The sequence below is a fragment of the Acinetobacter pollinis genome (assembly GCF_015627175.1).
Lineage (GTDB): Bacteria > Pseudomonadota > Gammaproteobacteria > Pseudomonadales > Moraxellaceae > Acinetobacter > Acinetobacter pollinis.
In genome coordinates this window covers 15,728-31,351 of record NZ_VTDQ01000016.1, presented here as the reverse complement: position 1 = coordinate 31,351, position 15,624 = coordinate 15,728, and the positions used below count along the sequence as shown (strand labels likewise).

General features: G+C 39.8%; 22 protein-coding genes and 1 other RNA gene. All 23 read left to right on the top strand.

The annotated features are described in order from the left end of the window. The first annotated feature begins 47 nt into the window (after positions 1–47). The 23 genes from I2F23_RS07835 (at position 48) to I2F23_RS07725 (ending at position 15,491) form a co-directional block, all read left to right on the top strand. Complete coding sequence (locus I2F23_RS07835) at positions 48–308, top strand: helix-turn-helix domain-containing protein (RefSeq protein ID WP_195772040.1); 261 nt, start codon at positions 48–50, stop codon at positions 306–308. After that, on the top strand, positions 309–2,444 hold the full coding sequence (locus I2F23_RS07830; protein WP_195772039.1) for a Mu transposase C-terminal domain-containing protein: 2,136 nt from the start codon (positions 309–311) through the stop codon (positions 2,442–2,444). A 68-nt stretch (positions 2,445–2,512) separates the two neighbouring features. Next, positions 2,513–3,262, top strand: coding sequence for an AAA family ATPase (locus I2F23_RS07825; RefSeq protein ID WP_195772038.1), 750 nt, complete (start codon positions 2,513–2,515; stop codon positions 3,260–3,262). Positions 3,263–3,276: 14 nt separating this feature from the next. Beyond that, on the top strand, positions 3,277–3,969 hold the full coding sequence (locus I2F23_RS07820; protein ID WP_195772037.1) for a hypothetical protein: 693 nt from the start codon (positions 3,277–3,279) through the stop codon (positions 3,967–3,969). Positions 3,970–4,133: 164 nt separating this feature from the next. Next, positions 4,134–4,457, top strand: coding sequence for a LysR family transcriptional regulator (locus I2F23_RS07815; protein ID WP_195772036.1), 324 nt, complete (start codon positions 4,134–4,136; stop codon positions 4,455–4,457). Then, on the top strand, positions 4,457–4,660 hold the full coding sequence (locus I2F23_RS07810; RefSeq protein ID WP_195772035.1) for a TraR/DksA C4-type zinc finger protein: 204 nt from the start codon (positions 4,457–4,459) through the stop codon (positions 4,658–4,660). The genes I2F23_RS07815 and I2F23_RS07810 overlap by 1 nt, the downstream gene beginning before the upstream one ends. Before the next feature lie 4 nt (positions 4,661–4,664). After that, complete coding sequence (locus I2F23_RS07805; RefSeq protein WP_195772034.1) at positions 4,665–5,282, top strand: DUF3164 family protein; 618 nt, start codon at positions 4,665–4,667, stop codon at positions 5,280–5,282. Positions 5,283–5,298: 16 nt separating this feature from the next. Beyond that, positions 5,299–5,571 (top strand): HU family DNA-binding protein, encoded by a 273-nt coding sequence (locus I2F23_RS07800; RefSeq protein ID WP_195772033.1) that lies wholly within the window; start codon positions 5,299–5,301, stop codon positions 5,569–5,571. Then, an RNA gene (locus I2F23_RS07795) (hammerhead ribozyme type II) lies at positions 5,570–5,646 on the top strand. Before I2F23_RS07800 ends, I2F23_RS07795 begins: the two co-directional genes overlap by 2 nt. Positions 5,647–5,651: 5 nt before the next feature. Then, complete coding sequence (locus I2F23_RS07790) at positions 5,652–5,867, top strand: hypothetical protein (protein WP_195772032.1); 216 nt, start codon at positions 5,652–5,654, stop codon at positions 5,865–5,867. Beyond that, on the top strand, positions 5,848–6,276 hold the full coding sequence (locus I2F23_RS07785) for a gp16 family protein (RefSeq protein ID WP_195772031.1): 429 nt from the start codon (positions 5,848–5,850) through the stop codon (positions 6,274–6,276). Before I2F23_RS07790 ends, I2F23_RS07785 begins: the two co-directional genes overlap by 20 nt. Further along, positions 6,245–6,673 (top strand): Mor transcription activator family protein, encoded by a 429-nt coding sequence (locus I2F23_RS07780; protein ID WP_195772030.1) that lies wholly within the window; start codon positions 6,245–6,247, stop codon positions 6,671–6,673. The genes I2F23_RS07785 and I2F23_RS07780 overlap by 32 nt, the downstream gene beginning before the upstream one ends. 120 nt (positions 6,674–6,793) lie before the next feature. Then, complete coding sequence (locus I2F23_RS07775) at positions 6,794–7,294, top strand: glycoside hydrolase family 108 protein (RefSeq protein WP_195772029.1); 501 nt, start codon at positions 6,794–6,796, stop codon at positions 7,292–7,294. Then, on the top strand, positions 7,291–7,575 hold the full coding sequence (locus tag I2F23_RS07770) for a DUF7940 domain-containing protein (protein ID WP_195772028.1): 285 nt from the start codon (positions 7,291–7,293) through the stop codon (positions 7,573–7,575). The genes I2F23_RS07775 and I2F23_RS07770 overlap by 4 nt, the downstream gene beginning before the upstream one ends. Next, positions 7,572–7,916 (top strand): hypothetical protein, encoded by a 345-nt coding sequence (locus I2F23_RS07765; protein ID WP_195772027.1) that lies wholly within the window; start codon positions 7,572–7,574, stop codon positions 7,914–7,916. The genes I2F23_RS07770 and I2F23_RS07765 overlap by 4 nt, the downstream gene beginning before the upstream one ends. Beyond that, on the top strand, positions 7,913–8,221 hold the full coding sequence (locus I2F23_RS07760; protein WP_195772026.1) for a hypothetical protein: 309 nt from the start codon (positions 7,913–7,915) through the stop codon (positions 8,219–8,221). The genes I2F23_RS07765 and I2F23_RS07760 overlap by 4 nt, the downstream gene beginning before the upstream one ends. Positions 8,222–8,224: 3 nt before the next feature. Beyond that, positions 8,225–8,770, top strand: coding sequence for a DUF3486 family protein (locus tag I2F23_RS07755; RefSeq protein WP_195772025.1), 546 nt, complete (start codon positions 8,225–8,227; stop codon positions 8,768–8,770). Further along, the gene (locus tag I2F23_RS07750) at positions 8,770–10,305 is read left to right on the top strand and encodes a hypothetical protein (RefSeq protein ID WP_195772024.1); all 1,536 of its coding nucleotides are present in this window, start codon (positions 8,770–8,772) and stop codon (positions 10,303–10,305) included. The genes I2F23_RS07755 and I2F23_RS07750 overlap by 1 nt, the downstream gene beginning before the upstream one ends. 48 nt (positions 10,306–10,353) lie before the next feature. Then, a complete protein-coding gene (locus tag I2F23_RS07745) occupies positions 10,354–10,935 on the top strand; it encodes a hypothetical protein (RefSeq protein WP_195772023.1) in 582 nt (193 codons plus the stop codon). A gap of 244 nt (positions 10,936–11,179) precedes the next feature. Then, positions 11,180–11,947 (top strand): DNA adenine methylase, encoded by a 768-nt coding sequence (locus I2F23_RS07740; protein WP_195772022.1) that lies wholly within the window; start codon positions 11,180–11,182, stop codon positions 11,945–11,947. Positions 11,948–12,019: 72 nt separating this feature from the next. Beyond that, on the top strand, positions 12,020–13,582 hold the full coding sequence (locus tag I2F23_RS07735) for a DUF935 domain-containing protein (RefSeq protein ID WP_195772021.1): 1,563 nt from the start codon (positions 12,020–12,022) through the stop codon (positions 13,580–13,582). Next, positions 13,579–14,901, top strand: a complete 1,323-nt coding sequence (locus tag I2F23_RS07730) for a phage head morphogenesis protein (protein WP_195772020.1) — start codon at positions 13,579–13,581, stop codon at positions 14,899–14,901. The genes I2F23_RS07735 and I2F23_RS07730 overlap by 4 nt, the downstream gene beginning before the upstream one ends. Positions 14,902–15,014: 113 nt before the next feature. Then, complete coding sequence (locus I2F23_RS07725) at positions 15,015–15,491, top strand: phage virion morphogenesis protein (RefSeq protein ID WP_195772019.1); 477 nt, start codon at positions 15,015–15,017, stop codon at positions 15,489–15,491. Positions 15,492–15,624: the final 133 nt, after the last annotated feature.

The window sequence follows — 15,624 nt, the reverse complement described above, 5'->3', positions numbered from 1 at the left end:
TAATCTAACGGTATTAAAAAAAGCCACAGGGGCTAGGGATTTTTCACATGTGTAAACAACTAGAAAGTTGGGATAGACATCAAATTAAAGCAGCTATAGAAAGAAGATGTAAGTCTTTGACAGCTCTAGCAAAAATATATGATGTTCCACCTCAAACAATCCGAAATGCATTAGATAAGCCAAGTAAAAAAGGGGAACAAATCATTTCTGACTTTTTAAATATCCCATTGCATATTCTATTTCCCACACGTTGGACTAATCAAAATAAACGTATTTATCCACGTAACCTTAGAAATAAGGATCTATAGATGAAACGTTTGTATAGTATTCAGGAACTCGTTAAATTGCAATCTGTCATTCAAAATAGCAGTTATCCAAATAACCGCCAAGGTTTTGAATATCGTGCTAAAAAAGAAAACTGGTCTTTTGAGATTGAAAAGTCTACAGGTAGAAATGGGACTAAGAAACTTTTTATTGTGCCTATTGAGTTGGCATTAATTATTGATAAGCATATCAATCCAAAGCCAAGTTTACCTAAAGAAAAGCAACTGCCTATACATATAGATAGTAAAGGTCATTTGACTGATGCCCAAAGAGAAATAGCAGCACATAAGCTAATTATCGTTCGTTATTTAGAGCAAAAAATTAAAGCAGGTCAAAAGAAAACACCTACTATTCAGCAGTTTATTGATGATGCTAATGATCAAAAATTGCCTGAGCCAATATTAGATGCTTTAAATAAAGCAAATGCGAAGTCAGGTTCAACACGTACTGTTAGCCGTCGTTCTTTATTTGACTGGATGAAGGCGGTTGATGATGCTGAAAAGCATAATATTCCTGTACTTAGTGTACTTGCACCTAAACAACGTATAAATCCAATACCTGTATGGGCAGATGCTTTAATTAAAGTATGGGGACAGCCTCAAAAACCAACGCTTGCAGCTTGTATGGAGCTACTTCCAAATTATTTAAATGGATCACCCTGCCCTAGCTATGCACAAGCAAGACGGTTTCTAAAAGAGAAAATGGGAAATGTTGAGGTAATGCGTGGTCGTATGGGCACGAAAGAGTTACGCAACATACAACCATTTATACGTCGAGGTACAGAGTCATTATTGCCATCTGATGTATATACAGCCGATGGGCATTGCTTTGATGCTGAAGTTGCTCACCCACTACACGGCAGACCATTTCGACCTGAAATTACATCTATTATTGATGTAGCGACTCGTCGAGTTGTAGGTTGGTCAATTTCATTATCTGAAAGTAGTTGGTGTGTACTTGATGCAATTCGTATGAGTGCAACAACATGCGGTATCCCTGCAATTTTTTATGTTGATAACGGCTCAGGTTATAAGAATGACTTGTTAAATGCTCAGGGGCACGGGGTACTGGCTCGTTTGAATACAGAAATTAGTCATGCCCTACCGTATAACTCGCAAGCGAAAGGAATTATTGAGCGTAGCCACCAAACTTTATGGGTAAAAGCAGCAAGAAATTTACCAACATATATTGGTAAAGACATGGATAACGAAGCCAGTAATGCTGTACACAAGTTGACACGTAACGAAATCAAAAAGTTTGGTAGTGCAAAAGCCTTGATGACATGGAAGGACTTTCTTTGTTATGCAGAGCAAGTTGTTGATGCATATAACAATAAACCACACAGTGGCTTAAAACGTTTCACAGATCCGAATACTTTAAAAAAGCGGTATCAAACACCGATTGAAGCATGGAATGAGGCTATCTCACAAGGTGCTCCCATTGACTTAGTTGAGGACTGGGATGCCGAAGATTTATTCCGCCCGTATGAAGAACGCAAAGTTCGTCGCGGTGAAATTGAGCTATTTGGTAATCGTTATTTTAGTGCCGATCTAGAGCAGTTTCACGGTGATGCTGTATTGGTTGGATATGACATCCATAATGCCGACAAAATTACTGTTCGTAATGTTGAGGGTCAGTTTATTTGTCATGCATTGTGGAATGCGAATAAGCGTGATTATTTCCCTAAAACTAAGATTGAGCAAGCTGTTGAGAAACGTGCACAAGGTCGTTTGCGACGACTGGCTGTACATCAGGCAGAAGCTTTGGCAGAAGTCAGTCCAAAAGCTGTTTTAGAGCACATTAATAACCAAGACATTATTCCGTTTGATGAAATGAAACGCAGAAAATTAATGGAGGAATTACATGCATTACCTGTAGAGCCTGAACAGAATCAACCGTTTTTTAAGGCAAAGCGTATGCCGTTAGAAGATGAAAGACCTATTGTTAAAAGTGACAAAATTCAACGTTGGATTGAGATCGATCAGAAAATTCAAGCGGGGGAAATTGTATCTGAGGAAGACCAAGATTTTTGGAAGCTCTTCCCGAGTTCTAAGAAGTTTAAACAAATTAGTATGTCTGACGGAACACTCAAAAGCTACTTAGAGTGCCGTCAAGCATAAATTGAGACTGTGCTGTATGTGGAGTACAGCACAAAAAACAACCAACTACTTTTTATATGGTGATTTAAATGACACAGAATGTCAATACTCAAATGGGCGGTATCGCTAATATTCGTAATATCGCACAGTGCTATGAAGCTGTACAACGTACTTTAAAGCGTAATCCGTTGTTGCCTGGTATTTCTGCTTTCTATGGCCCATCAGGGTTCGGTAAGTCAACAGCAGCCAACTTTGTCGCAACCAAAGCCAATGCATTTTATGTGCAAGTAAAGTCTAGTGATACTAAGAAATCTTTCATTGAATCTGTATTACGTGAGATGAGTATTCCTGCCCCATCCACCTTGAGTAAGATGATGCAAATAGCCAGTGCAGAGCTTGCAAAATCAGGTCGACCACTGATTATTGATGAGTTTGATCATCTAGTGAATGGCAATAAAGTAGAGATTGTGCGCGACTTATATGAGGGTTCACAAGGTACATTTTTAATTATTGGTGAAGAACAACTGGCTCGAAAATTAGAAAAGTGGGAACGTTTCCACGGTCGAATCCTTAATTGGGTGCCTGCATTACCTTCTGACTTAGATGACTGCATCTGTTTAAGTAGTATTTACGCACCCAAAATTGAAATTGATCGACCTGTACTTGAGAAGTTACTTGCATCAGTTAGAGGGTCAACACGTCGTGTATCTACAAATTTGGAAATGCTCCATGAATTCGCTTTAGAAGAAGGCTGTAAACACGTAACCGTAGACAATCTTGCGGAGATTTTACCGCATGGATTTGTAACAGGCGAAAGCCCAAAACCTCGTAGTTTCTGAACGGAGTCGCTCTCATGGATATCGCATTTTTTAAGCCAAATTTTAAATCATTGAAAGACCTTATGCCAAACAAAAAGCAACCGTATCAAACACCTCGCCAACGTGTTTGGCTTGCCATTCGTGACAATGCAGAAGAGTTCACAATTCAGCAAGTTGCGGACTTAGGTAGCATGAAATATGACAGTGCACGTAGTTTCGTTAATCAACTAGCTAAAGCCGATCTAGTTAGAGTTATTTCAATGCAACCACTACACCACCCGAACTGTCAGGTGAAACAAAAAGTCTATCGTTTAGTTCAAGACTTGGGCTATCACTACCCTCAGATGACTAAGTCTGGAGAGTTGTTAGGCATCACTGGTAATAAAGCAATGTGGAATACTTTACGTATTACACAGAAAGCTGTTAGCCCTGATGAGTTGGCTGCTTTATCAAGCAATGATGACCTTCAGGTCAAGGTGTCTACTGCCAGTAGTTACTTATCAATGCTCTATGAAGCAGGATATGTTCAAAGAGTACAAGAAGCAAAAACAACAGGTGGTAAAGCCAAATATATGCTTTTACCTAGTATGAATACAGGTGCTAAACCACCACAAGTACAAAGAGTAAAGCAGGTTTTTGACCCTAACTTGAATGAAACCATGTACTCAGAACGTCCTGAGCTTGATGATGAAATAAAACACGGTGCAATGGATGAATTCTATGCGTAGCCCAAATATACATCGCGTCCATTTGATTGAAGAAAGAGACAACATTAAGGCTCAATTTGAAGCCTACAAGCACAAAGCTCAGCTTCAGCAGCACCTGTATCGGATTGCTTTAGTCATCCTCATGATTTTGGTATGCGTACTTAGCCTGTTAGTGAGTATTCATCATGGTTAACAACTGGAAAGAATTGGTAGAACAGCGTGTTGCTGAGTTAGGTAGCTTACAAAAGGTTGCTGATGAGATTGGTTATGCACGTTGCAGTTTATCGCTTGCTTTACGTGATAAATACGTCGGTAAAACAGATCGTTTAATTGAGGCGGTACTGACAAAACTTAATAAAGTGCAATGCCCTCACTTGAATAAATCACTTTTAAATAGTGAGTGCAAGCAATACAAAGAGCGTAATGCACCCACACAAAACCCTATTGAAATGCGTCACTGGCGTGCGTGCCAAAGTTGCACATTACAGTGTAATAAAGGAGATAAATAATGGCCGATTGTGCAGATATTGCAAACACTGTAATTGAGAAGAATTTGGCACATAGCTTAGCAGCTAGAAGTCACTCTCAGTCAAGTAGCTTACTTGAATGTATTGAATGCGATTCCACGATTCCTGAGCAACGTCGCAAGCTTGGTGGAGTTACACGTTGTATTGAATGTCAAAGCCGTTTTGAACGCACTAATAAAGGATAATAGTATGAATCAAGTTGTAGATATCCCTTTCGGCTTCAAACAAGATGCAAAAGGCCGTTTGATTCCTGAAGCTCAGATTAAGCCTATTGAACTAGAACGTGATGATCTGACCAAGGACTTAATTGAAGAAGCCAAAGCATTACAAATACAAATGCAGGCTTTTAAACGTAAAGCTTTTGCAGATGTTGCTGCTTTTATTCAGCTTTCAGCAGAACAATATGACATTCAGCTTGGCGGTAATAAAGGCAATGTTACTCTGTTAAGTTTTGATGGAACGTATAAAATTGTGCGTCAAAATCAGGACTCCATTCGTTTTGATGAACGTCTTGCTGCCGCTAAAGCACTGATTGATGACTGTATTCAGTCATGGTCTGAAGGTTCTAATAGCTATATTAAAATTTTAGTTAATGATGCCTTCCAAGTAGATAAAGAAGGAAAAATATCGACAGGTCGTGTACTCAGTTTGCGTCGACACGATATCCAAGATGAGCGTTGGCAGAAAGCCATGCAAGCAATTAGTGACAGTATTATGGTCACCGATAGTAAGAATTATATTCGCTTTTATGAGCGAGATAATAACGGCAAATATCAACCGATTTCGTTAGATTTTGCCAATATTTAAACCAAGGAAATTCATTATGAATAAAACACAACTTGTTCAAGCGATTGCTGAAAAATCAGGCTTAACAAAGACTCAGGCAAGTACTGCATTAAATGCTTTTGAAGACAGTATTACTGAAGTATTAAAAACAGGCGGTGACGTGGCTATTTTAGGCTTTGGGACGTTTAGTATTAAAGAGCGTGCAGCACGTACAGGTCGCAACCCTGCTACAGGTGAACCACTCGAAATTAAAGCCAGTAAACAACCTAGCTTTAAAGCAGGTAAAGGGCTAAAAGACGCGGTGAATTAAGCGAAACAAAAGCACGGCTCAGGTCGTGCTTTTGTCTACTTAGTGTCGTGACTAAGTACTGACGAGCAGCGAGATAAAATATGAGTCATACAGCATTTCATTTTCAATGTCATCAATGTGGTTTAACGTTTGAACGTTTTACTGTTTGTACGACCTGTAAAACAGATTATTACATGTTGAATCTAAACAATCCGATGGACTGTTTTATTTCCAATGGCGGTTTTGACCGAGCATTGCATCAAGTCAATCAAGCGGCATTATCTAAGGCAGTAGATCATGAAAAAACCAACTCGTAACCAACGCCTTGCCACTATTCACGTGGCTAAAAAGTCACTGGGCTTAGATGATGACACTTACCGTGACTTACTAGAACAAGTGACAGGTGAACGCTCTGCAAAACATTTGAATGATGATCAATTGATTAAGGTATTAAAACATTTTGAGCATCTAGGTTTTGCTAAAAAAGATTTTGGTCAAAAGCCTGATGTCGCCTTTTCAAAGCAGAATCTTATCAATAAAATTGAAGCTATTCTTGCAGATCATAAGCTACACTGGAACTATGCAAAAGGAATAGCTAAAAAAATGTTTAATAAAGAAGCGTTAGAATTTTGCAGTGTAAATGAGCTTTATCGTATAGTTGCGGCTTTAGAGTACAAAAAAAAGCGAGTCAGCCATGCAATCCAGTTCAATCAACAAACTTCCTGAGACGCTCAGACTCATTGTTCAGCTTACTGATTACCGTACTGCACTTGCTTTATCGAGTGAATTTGGTGGCTCAGAGTACAAATTCCCTCGTTCGACTAATGTCACTGAAAGTCACGAATTGGCTGAATTCATCGGCTTCAACAACTTAAAAAAACTTGCACAATTTTGGAATGGAGAAATGGTCTACATTCCAAAGCCTGACCGTTATATTAACTATTTACGTGATGAACGAATTAAACAAGAACTCAGAGAACTGGGTGGTAAGCCTAAGCTCAACAAAGAGCTTGCTAAAAAGTACAAAGTTACAGAGCGTTGGATTCGTGAAATTAAACGCAAAATGCATGATGTCGAACAACAAAAAAAAGATGATGATCAACTGAGTTTATTTGAGGCTTAGTGATATACATTACTCGCTTTTTTAAGGTTGCCTCAGGCAGCCTTTTTTACGGAATTGATTCCCATTTTTTAATAAATCGACTTCCTCCACTATGGGTTTTATTTATATTAATTAACCTATATGACAATTAGTTTTGATGAAGTTTTCGAGCGTACCTTAGGTCATGAAGGTGGCTATGTAAACAACCCGAATGATCAAGGCGGGGAAACAATTTGGGGAATTACGGCAAGTACAGCAAGAGCAAATGGCTATAACGGCTCTATGAAAGACATGAGCATTGAGCAAGCTAAGTCTATTTATCGCGTTGCGTTTTGGCAACGTATTCAAGCTGACCAATACCCAAGTGAACTCAGTTATCAACTGTTTGATGCTGCTGTGAATCATGGTACGGGTAATGCTATTCGGATGTTACAACGTGCTGTATGTGTTGCTGATGATGGCATCATTGGATTGATGACCATTAATGCGATTAAAGCAAAACCATTGAGTGATGTACTCGCGCTTTTTAATGCTGAACGTTTAGATTTCTACACAAAGCTCAGTACCTTTGGCGTGTTTGGTAAAGGTTGGGTACGTCGTGTTGCTCAAAACTTACGATACGGAGCAACTGATACCGTATGAGTAACAATGATCTACCTGAAGAAAAGAAAGAAACGAGCGATACATCAGAACAAGTATCAGCAACTAAACCTCAAAAGCTTGTCAACAACTGGCGTAAAGGTTGGCTATGGTTTTCTAATTGGGCATTTGGCTTAATTTGTTACATTGCAACTTTTGGAATTCCACAAGAAGTTTTAAAGCTATTGCCTGATGCAACTCAAAACAGAGTGATTGCAGCACTGGCAATGATTGGCACGATTACTCGTTTCATCAACCAAACCAAAACAAAGGTGGTGGAATGATCATACAGCTCGAAACATGGCAGATCATTTCATTGCTTGGGGCTTTGATTGGCACACTCGTTGGTGCAGTTAAACATTTTCTAACTCGTGCCGAGCATAATCTAACGCAAAATTTTAATGTGACTAATCAGAAGATTGAAGAAATCGGTAAACAAGCGCTTAAAGCACAAGATGAAATTCGCAATTTAGAACGACAGTTTTTACATTTCAAAGCTGAAGTACCGCAAAACTATGTTGGGCGTGATGACTACATTCGTGGGCAAACAATTATTGAAGCAAAGCTTGATGCGGTGGCCACTCAACTTCTCAATGTCCATAAAGAACAGGTACAAAAGAAATGACAGATATTATTAAAGCACGACGTGAAAACTTGCGTTGGAATCTACTCAACGCCCTGAATAAAGCACGTCCAATAGGCGCACAAGATCAATTGCTTTTAACTGTGGTTCAATCGCTTTATGAAGATTGTACGCCAACAGAGCTACATAGCGAACTTGAGTACTTAAAAGATCGTGCGCTTGTAGACATTGATAAAAAACCTGATGGGCATTGGCATGCAAAGCTGAACAGTAATGGTGTGGATGTTGTCGACTATACAGTGCATTGCCCTGCGGGAATTGCTCGCCCAACGAAGTACTGGAACTAACACATGGCAAGAGAATCTGCGGTTGACTTGCTTGATGAAGAAGATAAGCAATGGTTAAACACATGGTTTAGAGATAAAGGCTTTTGTGGTTATGAAGAAATTGCCCATGTGTTGCAACAACGTGGCTATAACATTAGTAAATCTAGTGTACATCGCTATGGGCAAAAGCTAGAACAGAAGCTTGCAGCCGTACAAGCCAGTACGCAAGCGGCACTTCTTATTGCCGATGCCGCACCTGATGATGGCGACCAACGCTCTGCCGCTGTCTTATCATTGGTACAAACAGAGCTTTTTAATGCACTGATTTCTTTGCAACAAGCCAATGAAGAAAATGCCGATCCTGCAAAACGATTGGCACTCATTGCAAGTTGTAGTAAAGGCATTGCTGAGATTACCAAAGCCTCAGTCAATCAGAAAAAGTGGCAAATGGAAGTTCAAGACAAAGTTGAAAAAGCAGCTAAAGCAGTTGAGAAGATTGCTAAAAAAGGTGGACTGTCGAATGAAACAGCAACAGAAATTAGAAAACAAATTTTAGGAATTGCAGACTAATGACTGACTCACCATTTCCTAAACCTGACTTTAACAGTGATGTACCTGCGGTATTATTACCCTACCAACAAGCATGGATTGCAGATCGTAGTCCGCTCAAGATTGGCGAGAAGTCACGACGGATTGGACTCACATGGGCAGAAGCTGCCGATGCGGCACTTGAGTCTGCGAGTGACCAAAAAGCAGGTGGACAAAATACTTATTATCTTGGCTATAACAAAGATATGACAGTTGAGTTTATTCAAGCCTGTGCGATGTGGGCAAGAGCCTATGGACTTGCAGCCGATGCGGTTGAGGAAGGTATTTGGGAAGATGGTGACAAACATATTCAAACCTATATTATTCGTTTTCCTAAATCGGGCTACCGTATTGAGGCCTTGACCAGTCGCCCATCGAACTTACGTGGACGACAAGGACGTGTCATTTTAGATGAAGCTGCATTCCATGAGTCGTTAGATGAACTGTTAAAAGCTGCCCTTGCTCTATTAATTTGGGGTGGCTGTGTGCGTGTAATTAGCACGCATGATGGTGAAGACAATCCCTTTAACGAACTAATTAATCAGATACGTGCAGGTAAACGTAAAGGCTCACTACACCGTACAAGTTTTAAAGAAGCCGTAGAACAAGGTTTATATAAACGTGTGTGTATGCGTAAAGGTGAACCCTACTGTAAAGAGAAAGAAGCCGAATGGGTACAGGAAGTTTACGACTTTTACGGCAGTGCTTCAGATGAGGAGTTGGATGTAATACCTAGCAAAGGCGGCGGTCGTTGGTTGCCTCATTCTTTACTGGAGAACCGCAAAGATACTACTGTACCTGTGATTCGCTTTGAAGCACCAAAAGGTTGGGATGACTTTGACAAAGTGAGTGAGGAAGCTCGTAATGCGGATGTTGAAGATTTCTTTGATGAACACCTAAAGCCATTACTTGATGCTATCCCAGTGAAAGCCAAAAGCTTTTATGGCTTGGACTTTGCACGTAAACGCAATGCTTGCTCTTTTTGGCCATTGATCGAACAGCAAAATACTAAAAAGCGTATTCCCTTTTTATTTGAGATGTTCCGAGTACCCTACAAGCAACAAGAGAAGTTTTTAGAGCTAATGGTGGCACAACTTCCAAACTTCAGTAAGGCTGCACATGATGCGGGTGGTAATGGTGGCTTTTTAGCTGAAGCGATGCAAGTACGCTATGGTGAACGGGTTGAAGCTGTGATGCTGACAGAAACGTGGTATCGAGATCATACACCTCACTTTAAAGCATCTTTAGAAGATGGCGATATTGAGAATATGCCTGCCGATCTCGATGTGATTGAAGATCATAGAGCTTTTGTGATGGTCAATGGTGTGGCACGTATTCCCGCGCAAGGTAAAACAAATGCCAATAATAAAGACCGTCATGGCGATAGTGCCATTGCTCACCTACTCGCTGACTATGCAAGTAAAAACCCAACCGCACCGATTGAGTTTTTTGAGCCTAGTAAGTTAGAAAAAGATGATGTGATTGATGGATTATTTAGCGAAGTGGGCTGTTTTTAATTTCAAGAAAAACCAAGTAACATGAGACCCTCTTTATAAGGGGGAATTATGAGAAAAATTATATTAACAGCAATGATTTGTATGGTGAATTTTGAAACAGTTCAAGCACAACAAGCCAATGAGAACCATATAACCAAACCACCCACTAATTACATTCAACGAATGAATTATAAAAGTTTAAATATCAATGCTCAAAATTTCAAAAATATTTTTAATATCTTAATGAATGAAATTGATCCCCAAAGCACTATTTTCAAAATCAAGAAAGTTACTAAAGAGGCAGATCAAAAATATTCAATTGTTCAACTTTTAACAAAAACGGATTTATTAAAAATATCTGCTCCTATCAATGATGACAACACTTTAAGAGAGCTTTTAATACTTGCAGAAATGCCTAAGACCGATAGTCAGAAAACAACCATACTTACAGCAATGGTTGGAGCATCTGAAGCAATCAACCCATCAAAACAAGGAACAGAGACAGTAATCACTGTCGGAGCTTTAGTACATGATGCAACTAGCCACCCCAAGAAAGCAGCTCAAAAAAGGATACGTGGATATGACTACACCGTAAACTATAGCCCTGAACTCAATAAGATATTCTTTGTTATTTCAGATGGCCGCAAATAACTTTAGTCCACAATAAACTAAAAAACATTCATTCCAAACAAGGAATAATTTCCCATAATTTCTTGTTATATAACCACCTAAAATACGATTAGAACGGGGGAACTGTATATGCGGTCACATACACAGCCCCTCTCGACAAGATACCTGTCTTAAGCAAAGCCCCGTTGCCATGTACATAGCAACGCTAGGCTATCAGAAAATTCTAACGTTTTTAATAAATTCTAACGTTTTTACAGGTAGTTGCATGAAAATTAGCCCGATTATTCCTTGGCAAGGTGGAAAAAGACGTCTCGTAAAGGAATTAACAAAAAATATTCCTGAACATAAATGCTATGTAGAACTATTTACAGGCGGTGGCGCTTTATTTTTTATGCGTGAAATTGCATCAAAAGTTGAAGTAATTAATGACATAGATGGTGAGCTAGTTAATCTATATCGCGTAGTACAAAATCATCTTGAGGAGTTTGTCAAACAATTTAAATGGGCATTGGTCAGCCGTCAAATGTTTGACTGGCTTAAAAATGCAGATACATCGCTCATGACAGATATTCAAAGAGCTACTCGGTTTTATTACCTCCAGCAACTTGCCTTTGGTGCGAACACGACAAGTCGCTCTTTTGGAACAGCCACGACAACAAAGCCTATAAACTTACTCAGAATTGAAGAACAACTCAGTGAAGCGCACCTGAGGCTGTCAGGTGTTACTGTTGAGCATTTAAGTTGGGATAAGTGCTTTGAAAAATATGATCGCCCACATACCTTCTTTTATGCAGATCCCCCATATTGGAAACTATCAGGTTATGGTATGGAGTTTGGTTTAGACCAATACCAAAAACTTGCTGACCTGATGAGTTCATGTGATGGAAAAGTCATGCTTTCTATCAATGACCATCCTGACATTAGAGAAATTTACAAAGAATTCAATATTCAACAAACAGAACTTGCTTATATAATAGGTAGAAAAGTTGAAAGTCGTGGGAAAAAATCCGAGTTGATTATTACCAATTACTAGGAATACTTTCCCGCTGAACAAAAACCATATTTGATTCAAATTAAGCACAATTTTATATTGTGCTTAATTTTTATGGCAAAACGAAAAAAAGAAAACCGACAAGCGTTAGAAAGCAATCAAACCGCAGGGATTACATTCTTAGCCAACCAATGGCAAGAACATCCTGTCATCGGTTTAACACCTGCCAAACTGCATAAAATGCTTACTGAGGGTGAGCAAGGCCACCTTGCCACACAAGCCGACTTATGGGCAGACATGGTTGAGCGTGACGGTCATATCTTTAGTGAAATGGACAAACGTATTAAAGCTGTGAATAGCTTACCATGGGGTATGCATCCACCTAAAAACTCAACAGACCAAGAACGAAAAATTGCTGAAGAAGTCCGTGAATGGATTGATGACATTGAGAACTTTGAAATGTTCTTATTCGATGCAATGGATGCAGTCGGTCATGGCTATAGTTGCCAAGAAATTGAATGGCAACAACTTGGTAACTTATGGCTACCAAAAAGCTTTGAGCATATTAACCCTCGCCACTTCTTAACACCATACGATCAACCCAACACATTACGCATTAATGATGGCTCAATGATGGGCTGTGAATTTAATGACTTTGGTTGGTTCATTCACTACCACAAAGCCAAGTCGGGCTACATTGCACGTTCAGGTCTAAACCGTATTTTGGCATGGCCTTTTCTATTTAAAAACTATGGCACACGTGATGTCATGGAATTTTTAGAGATTTATGGCTTACCCATTCGTATTGGACAATATCCAAGCGGAGCAACCCAAGATGAGAAAATGACCCTTGCCCGTGCTGTGATGAGCATTGGTCGTAATGCAGGCGGCATCATCCCGCAAGGCATGAAAATTGATTTCCAAAGTGCAGCAAATGGCGATACTAAAAATCACTTTAGCTTGATTGATTGGTGTGAGAAAACTGCCTCCAAAGTTATTGTTGGCGGTACGTTACTCAGCCAAGCCGATGGTAAAACCAGTACACATGCACAGAGTAAAACGCATGAAGTACAGTTTGATACCATTAAGAAATCAGATGCACTTCAGCTTGCACGTTCAATCAATGATAGCCTTGTTAGCTATTTAATGCGTTTGAACTATCCAAACATTACCCCTGACCGTTATCCTAAGTTTTATTTTGATACCACAGACACTGAAGATTTAGAAAAGTTTAGTAAATCTATTCCCGCATTAGTCGATGTTGGTGTGAAAATTCCAACTTCATGGGTGCATCAAAAACTTGGTATTCCTGAGCCTGAAGATGATAAAACAGCAATTTTACAACGTGCACCTGTAACGCCTAACCTTTCTGCCAATCGTTATCAACCACAGCTCATTAACCATTTAGTGGCATCCAATAGCGCACAAATCCCGCTTGAAGACCAAGCCATGCAGCTTTTGTTGAACCAACAAGTAGATGAAAGCCAAACGATTAGTGAACAATGGTTAAGTACACTTATTGAAAAAATTCAAAATCAAAATAATGAAGATGAAGTTTTACAGCTACTTTCTGACTTATATCCGACAGATGATGAACCTGCATTACAAGAGCGCCTGACCCAACTGATTTTTGCTTGTGAAATGTTAGGCCGCTTAAGCGTTGAGGCTGAAACATGAGCCATACCCCTCAACGCCCTGAACTCAACGCTTTATTTGACTTACCACCTACCGATGCCATTGATTACCTCAAAAAGAAAGGCTTTAAATTGGGTTGGGATTGGCATGAAACTCTAGATGATGCCCATAGTCGTGCCTTTACAGTCGCCAAAGTCGCTCGTATCGATGTACTTCAAGACATTAGAAAATCATTGATTACAGCGTTAGAAACTGGACAAAGTTTTGAGAAGTGGAAAGACAATCTAACGCCTATCCTACAAGACAAAGGTTGGTGGGGTAAAAAGGTGGTTAAAAACCCTGAAGGCAAAGACCAAGAAGTACAACTGGGTAGCCCTCGACGCTTACGTACAATTTATGACACCAACATGCAAAGTGCCTTTAGTGCAGGACGCTATAAAGCAATGCTCGCCTCAACCGATACCCGACCCTATTGGGAATGGCGGCACATCACCATTAAGAACCCACGTAAACAACATTTAGCATTAGATGGCTGTATCTTTCGTTTTGATGATGGCTTTTGGTCAGTCGCTTATCCACCATCTGAGTGGGGTTGTAAGTGTCGGGTCATTGCACGTTCAGCCAGTGAAGTTGAAGGCAAAGATATTTTAGACAGCGAAGGTCACAGCACCGAGATTTATGAACGTGTAGGTACAGATCGACAAACAGGTGCAGATGTTACTGTAAAACGTACTCAGTTTAATATTCCCACCAAAGACGGCACACTTACCTTTGCCCCTGCTGCGGGCTTCAATGGTTCACCTGCAACAAGCTATTTAATCGACAAAGTACTCACAGATCGGGCGACTAAACTGATTGGCAATACAGCTGGACTCAAAGCAGTTGAGGCTATTTTAACAGCACCGACCCGTCTAAAAGCTCATCAAGCCTTTGTCGATAATGCGATGAGTTTTGGTCGCACCCAACGGCAAACCAGTACTGTTGGCGTATTACAAAATACAGATATTGAGTTTTTAACAGCCAAGAATCAAGCAGTTGAAAGCCCGATACTAACGATTAGTGATCATCTCATGGTCGGTAAAAAGGCACAACGACATGGTGAAGCAGGTAATGCACCCACGCTTGAAGAGTGGCAACAGCTCCCTATCCTCATCAGAAATGTGAAACAGGTATTATGGGATATAAAAAATGACAGCGTACTGTTGATGGTACCTGTATTAGAAAAACATGCAGAAAGTAGTGTGTTGAAGCTGTCTATACGCCCACAAAATGGTGTCATGGAGATTGTAAGTATTTTTAAAGTATCGACTGAATCTATAGATGGGAATGTCAAGTCTGGATTACTTGAGAAAATTAGATAAATGAGCCTTGTCAGAATAGCGGACGACTTGCACGTCATAATGCAAAGGAAAGATCCCCGCAACCTTTCTATTTGGAAACTACTGCCCTAACAAGGTATAAACGAGTATAAAACATGACAACTATTCAGATCAATAATCAAGCACTGATTGATAAGTTACAATCTGTGTCTACACATTTAAATGATACAAGTAAACTCGGCCATGCAATCGCAAGTAGCTTTTTAACAGTGGTTGAAGATAACTTTGACAGTGAAGGTCGACCTGCTTGGGCAGGACTGAGTGCTGTCACGCTTGCCAAACGCAAAGGTGGCAAAAAGCTTTATCAAACTGGACAGCTTAGAAATAGCATCAGCACCAAAGTAAATAAAGAGGAGGTTGTTATTGGTACAAATGACCCTAAAGCCGCTACCCACCAGTTTGGTGCAAAGCAAGGGCAATACGGGCACAACAAAAGAAATGTACCACTACCTTGGGGAAATATCCCTGCTCGTCCTTTCTTACCTATGGATAAAGATGGCAATTTACAACCTGAAGCTGAAGATGCTTTGACGCATGATATTGAATATTTCTATCAATCACTATTTGATTAAGCATCTCAATGGCGTTAGAAGCTCGTTAGACTTTTAAGCAAGCCATTTTAAAAACAAGAATAATAAATCTATCAGCTTAGATAAAAATAAGGCTTAAAACGCCTTAGAACGCAAAAACCAATTCGGAAGGTTT

Bases quoted from the DNA above. Each gene is read 5' to 3' on its own strand.
- I2F23_RS07835 (WP_195772040.1), top strand. From the start codon at position 48: ATGTGTAAACAACTAGAAAGTTGGGATAGACATCAAATTAAAGCAGCT.
- I2F23_RS07830 (WP_195772039.1), top strand. From the start codon at position 309: ATGAAACGTTTGTATAGTATTCAGGAACTCGTTAAATTGCAATCTGTC.
- I2F23_RS07825 (WP_195772038.1), top strand. From the start codon at position 2,513: ATGACACAGAATGTCAATACTCAAATGGGCGGTATCGCTAATATTCGT.
- I2F23_RS07820 (WP_195772037.1), top strand. From the start codon at position 3,277: ATGGATATCGCATTTTTTAAGCCAAATTTTAAATCATTGAAAGACCTT.
- I2F23_RS07815 (WP_195772036.1), top strand. From the start codon at position 4,134: ATGGTTAACAACTGGAAAGAATTGGTAGAACAGCGTGTTGCTGAGTTA.
- I2F23_RS07810 (WP_195772035.1), top strand. From the start codon at position 4,457: ATGGCCGATTGTGCAGATATTGCAAACACTGTAATTGAGAAGAATTTG.
- I2F23_RS07805 (WP_195772034.1), top strand. From the start codon at position 4,665: ATGAATCAAGTTGTAGATATCCCTTTCGGCTTCAAACAAGATGCAAAA.
- I2F23_RS07800 (WP_195772033.1), top strand. From the start codon at position 5,299: ATGAATAAAACACAACTTGTTCAAGCGATTGCTGAAAAATCAGGCTTA.
- I2F23_RS07790 (WP_195772032.1), top strand. From the start codon at position 5,652: ATGAGTCATACAGCATTTCATTTTCAATGTCATCAATGTGGTTTAACG.
- I2F23_RS07785 (WP_195772031.1), top strand. From the start codon at position 5,848: ATGAAAAAACCAACTCGTAACCAACGCCTTGCCACTATTCACGTGGCT.
- I2F23_RS07780 (WP_195772030.1), top strand. From the start codon at position 6,245: ATGCAATCCAGTTCAATCAACAAACTTCCTGAGACGCTCAGACTCATT.
- I2F23_RS07775 (WP_195772029.1), top strand. From the start codon at position 6,794: ATGACAATTAGTTTTGATGAAGTTTTCGAGCGTACCTTAGGTCATGAA.
- I2F23_RS07770 (WP_195772028.1), top strand. From the start codon at position 7,291: ATGAGTAACAATGATCTACCTGAAGAAAAGAAAGAAACGAGCGATACA.
- I2F23_RS07765 (WP_195772027.1), top strand. From the start codon at position 7,572: ATGATCATACAGCTCGAAACATGGCAGATCATTTCATTGCTTGGGGCT.
- I2F23_RS07760 (WP_195772026.1), top strand. From the start codon at position 7,913: ATGACAGATATTATTAAAGCACGACGTGAAAACTTGCGTTGGAATCTA.
- I2F23_RS07755 (WP_195772025.1), top strand. From the start codon at position 8,225: ATGGCAAGAGAATCTGCGGTTGACTTGCTTGATGAAGAAGATAAGCAA.
- I2F23_RS07750 (WP_195772024.1), top strand. From the start codon at position 8,770: ATGACTGACTCACCATTTCCTAAACCTGACTTTAACAGTGATGTACCT.
- I2F23_RS07745 (WP_195772023.1), top strand. From the start codon at position 10,354: ATGAGAAAAATTATATTAACAGCAATGATTTGTATGGTGAATTTTGAA.
- I2F23_RS07740 (WP_195772022.1), top strand. From the start codon at position 11,180: ATGAAAATTAGCCCGATTATTCCTTGGCAAGGTGGAAAAAGACGTCTC.
- I2F23_RS07735 (WP_195772021.1), top strand. From the start codon at position 12,020: ATGGCAAAACGAAAAAAAGAAAACCGACAAGCGTTAGAAAGCAATCAA.
- I2F23_RS07730 (WP_195772020.1), top strand. From the start codon at position 13,579: ATGAGCCATACCCCTCAACGCCCTGAACTCAACGCTTTATTTGACTTA.
- I2F23_RS07725 (WP_195772019.1), top strand. From the start codon at position 15,015: ATGACAACTATTCAGATCAATAATCAAGCACTGATTGATAAGTTACAA.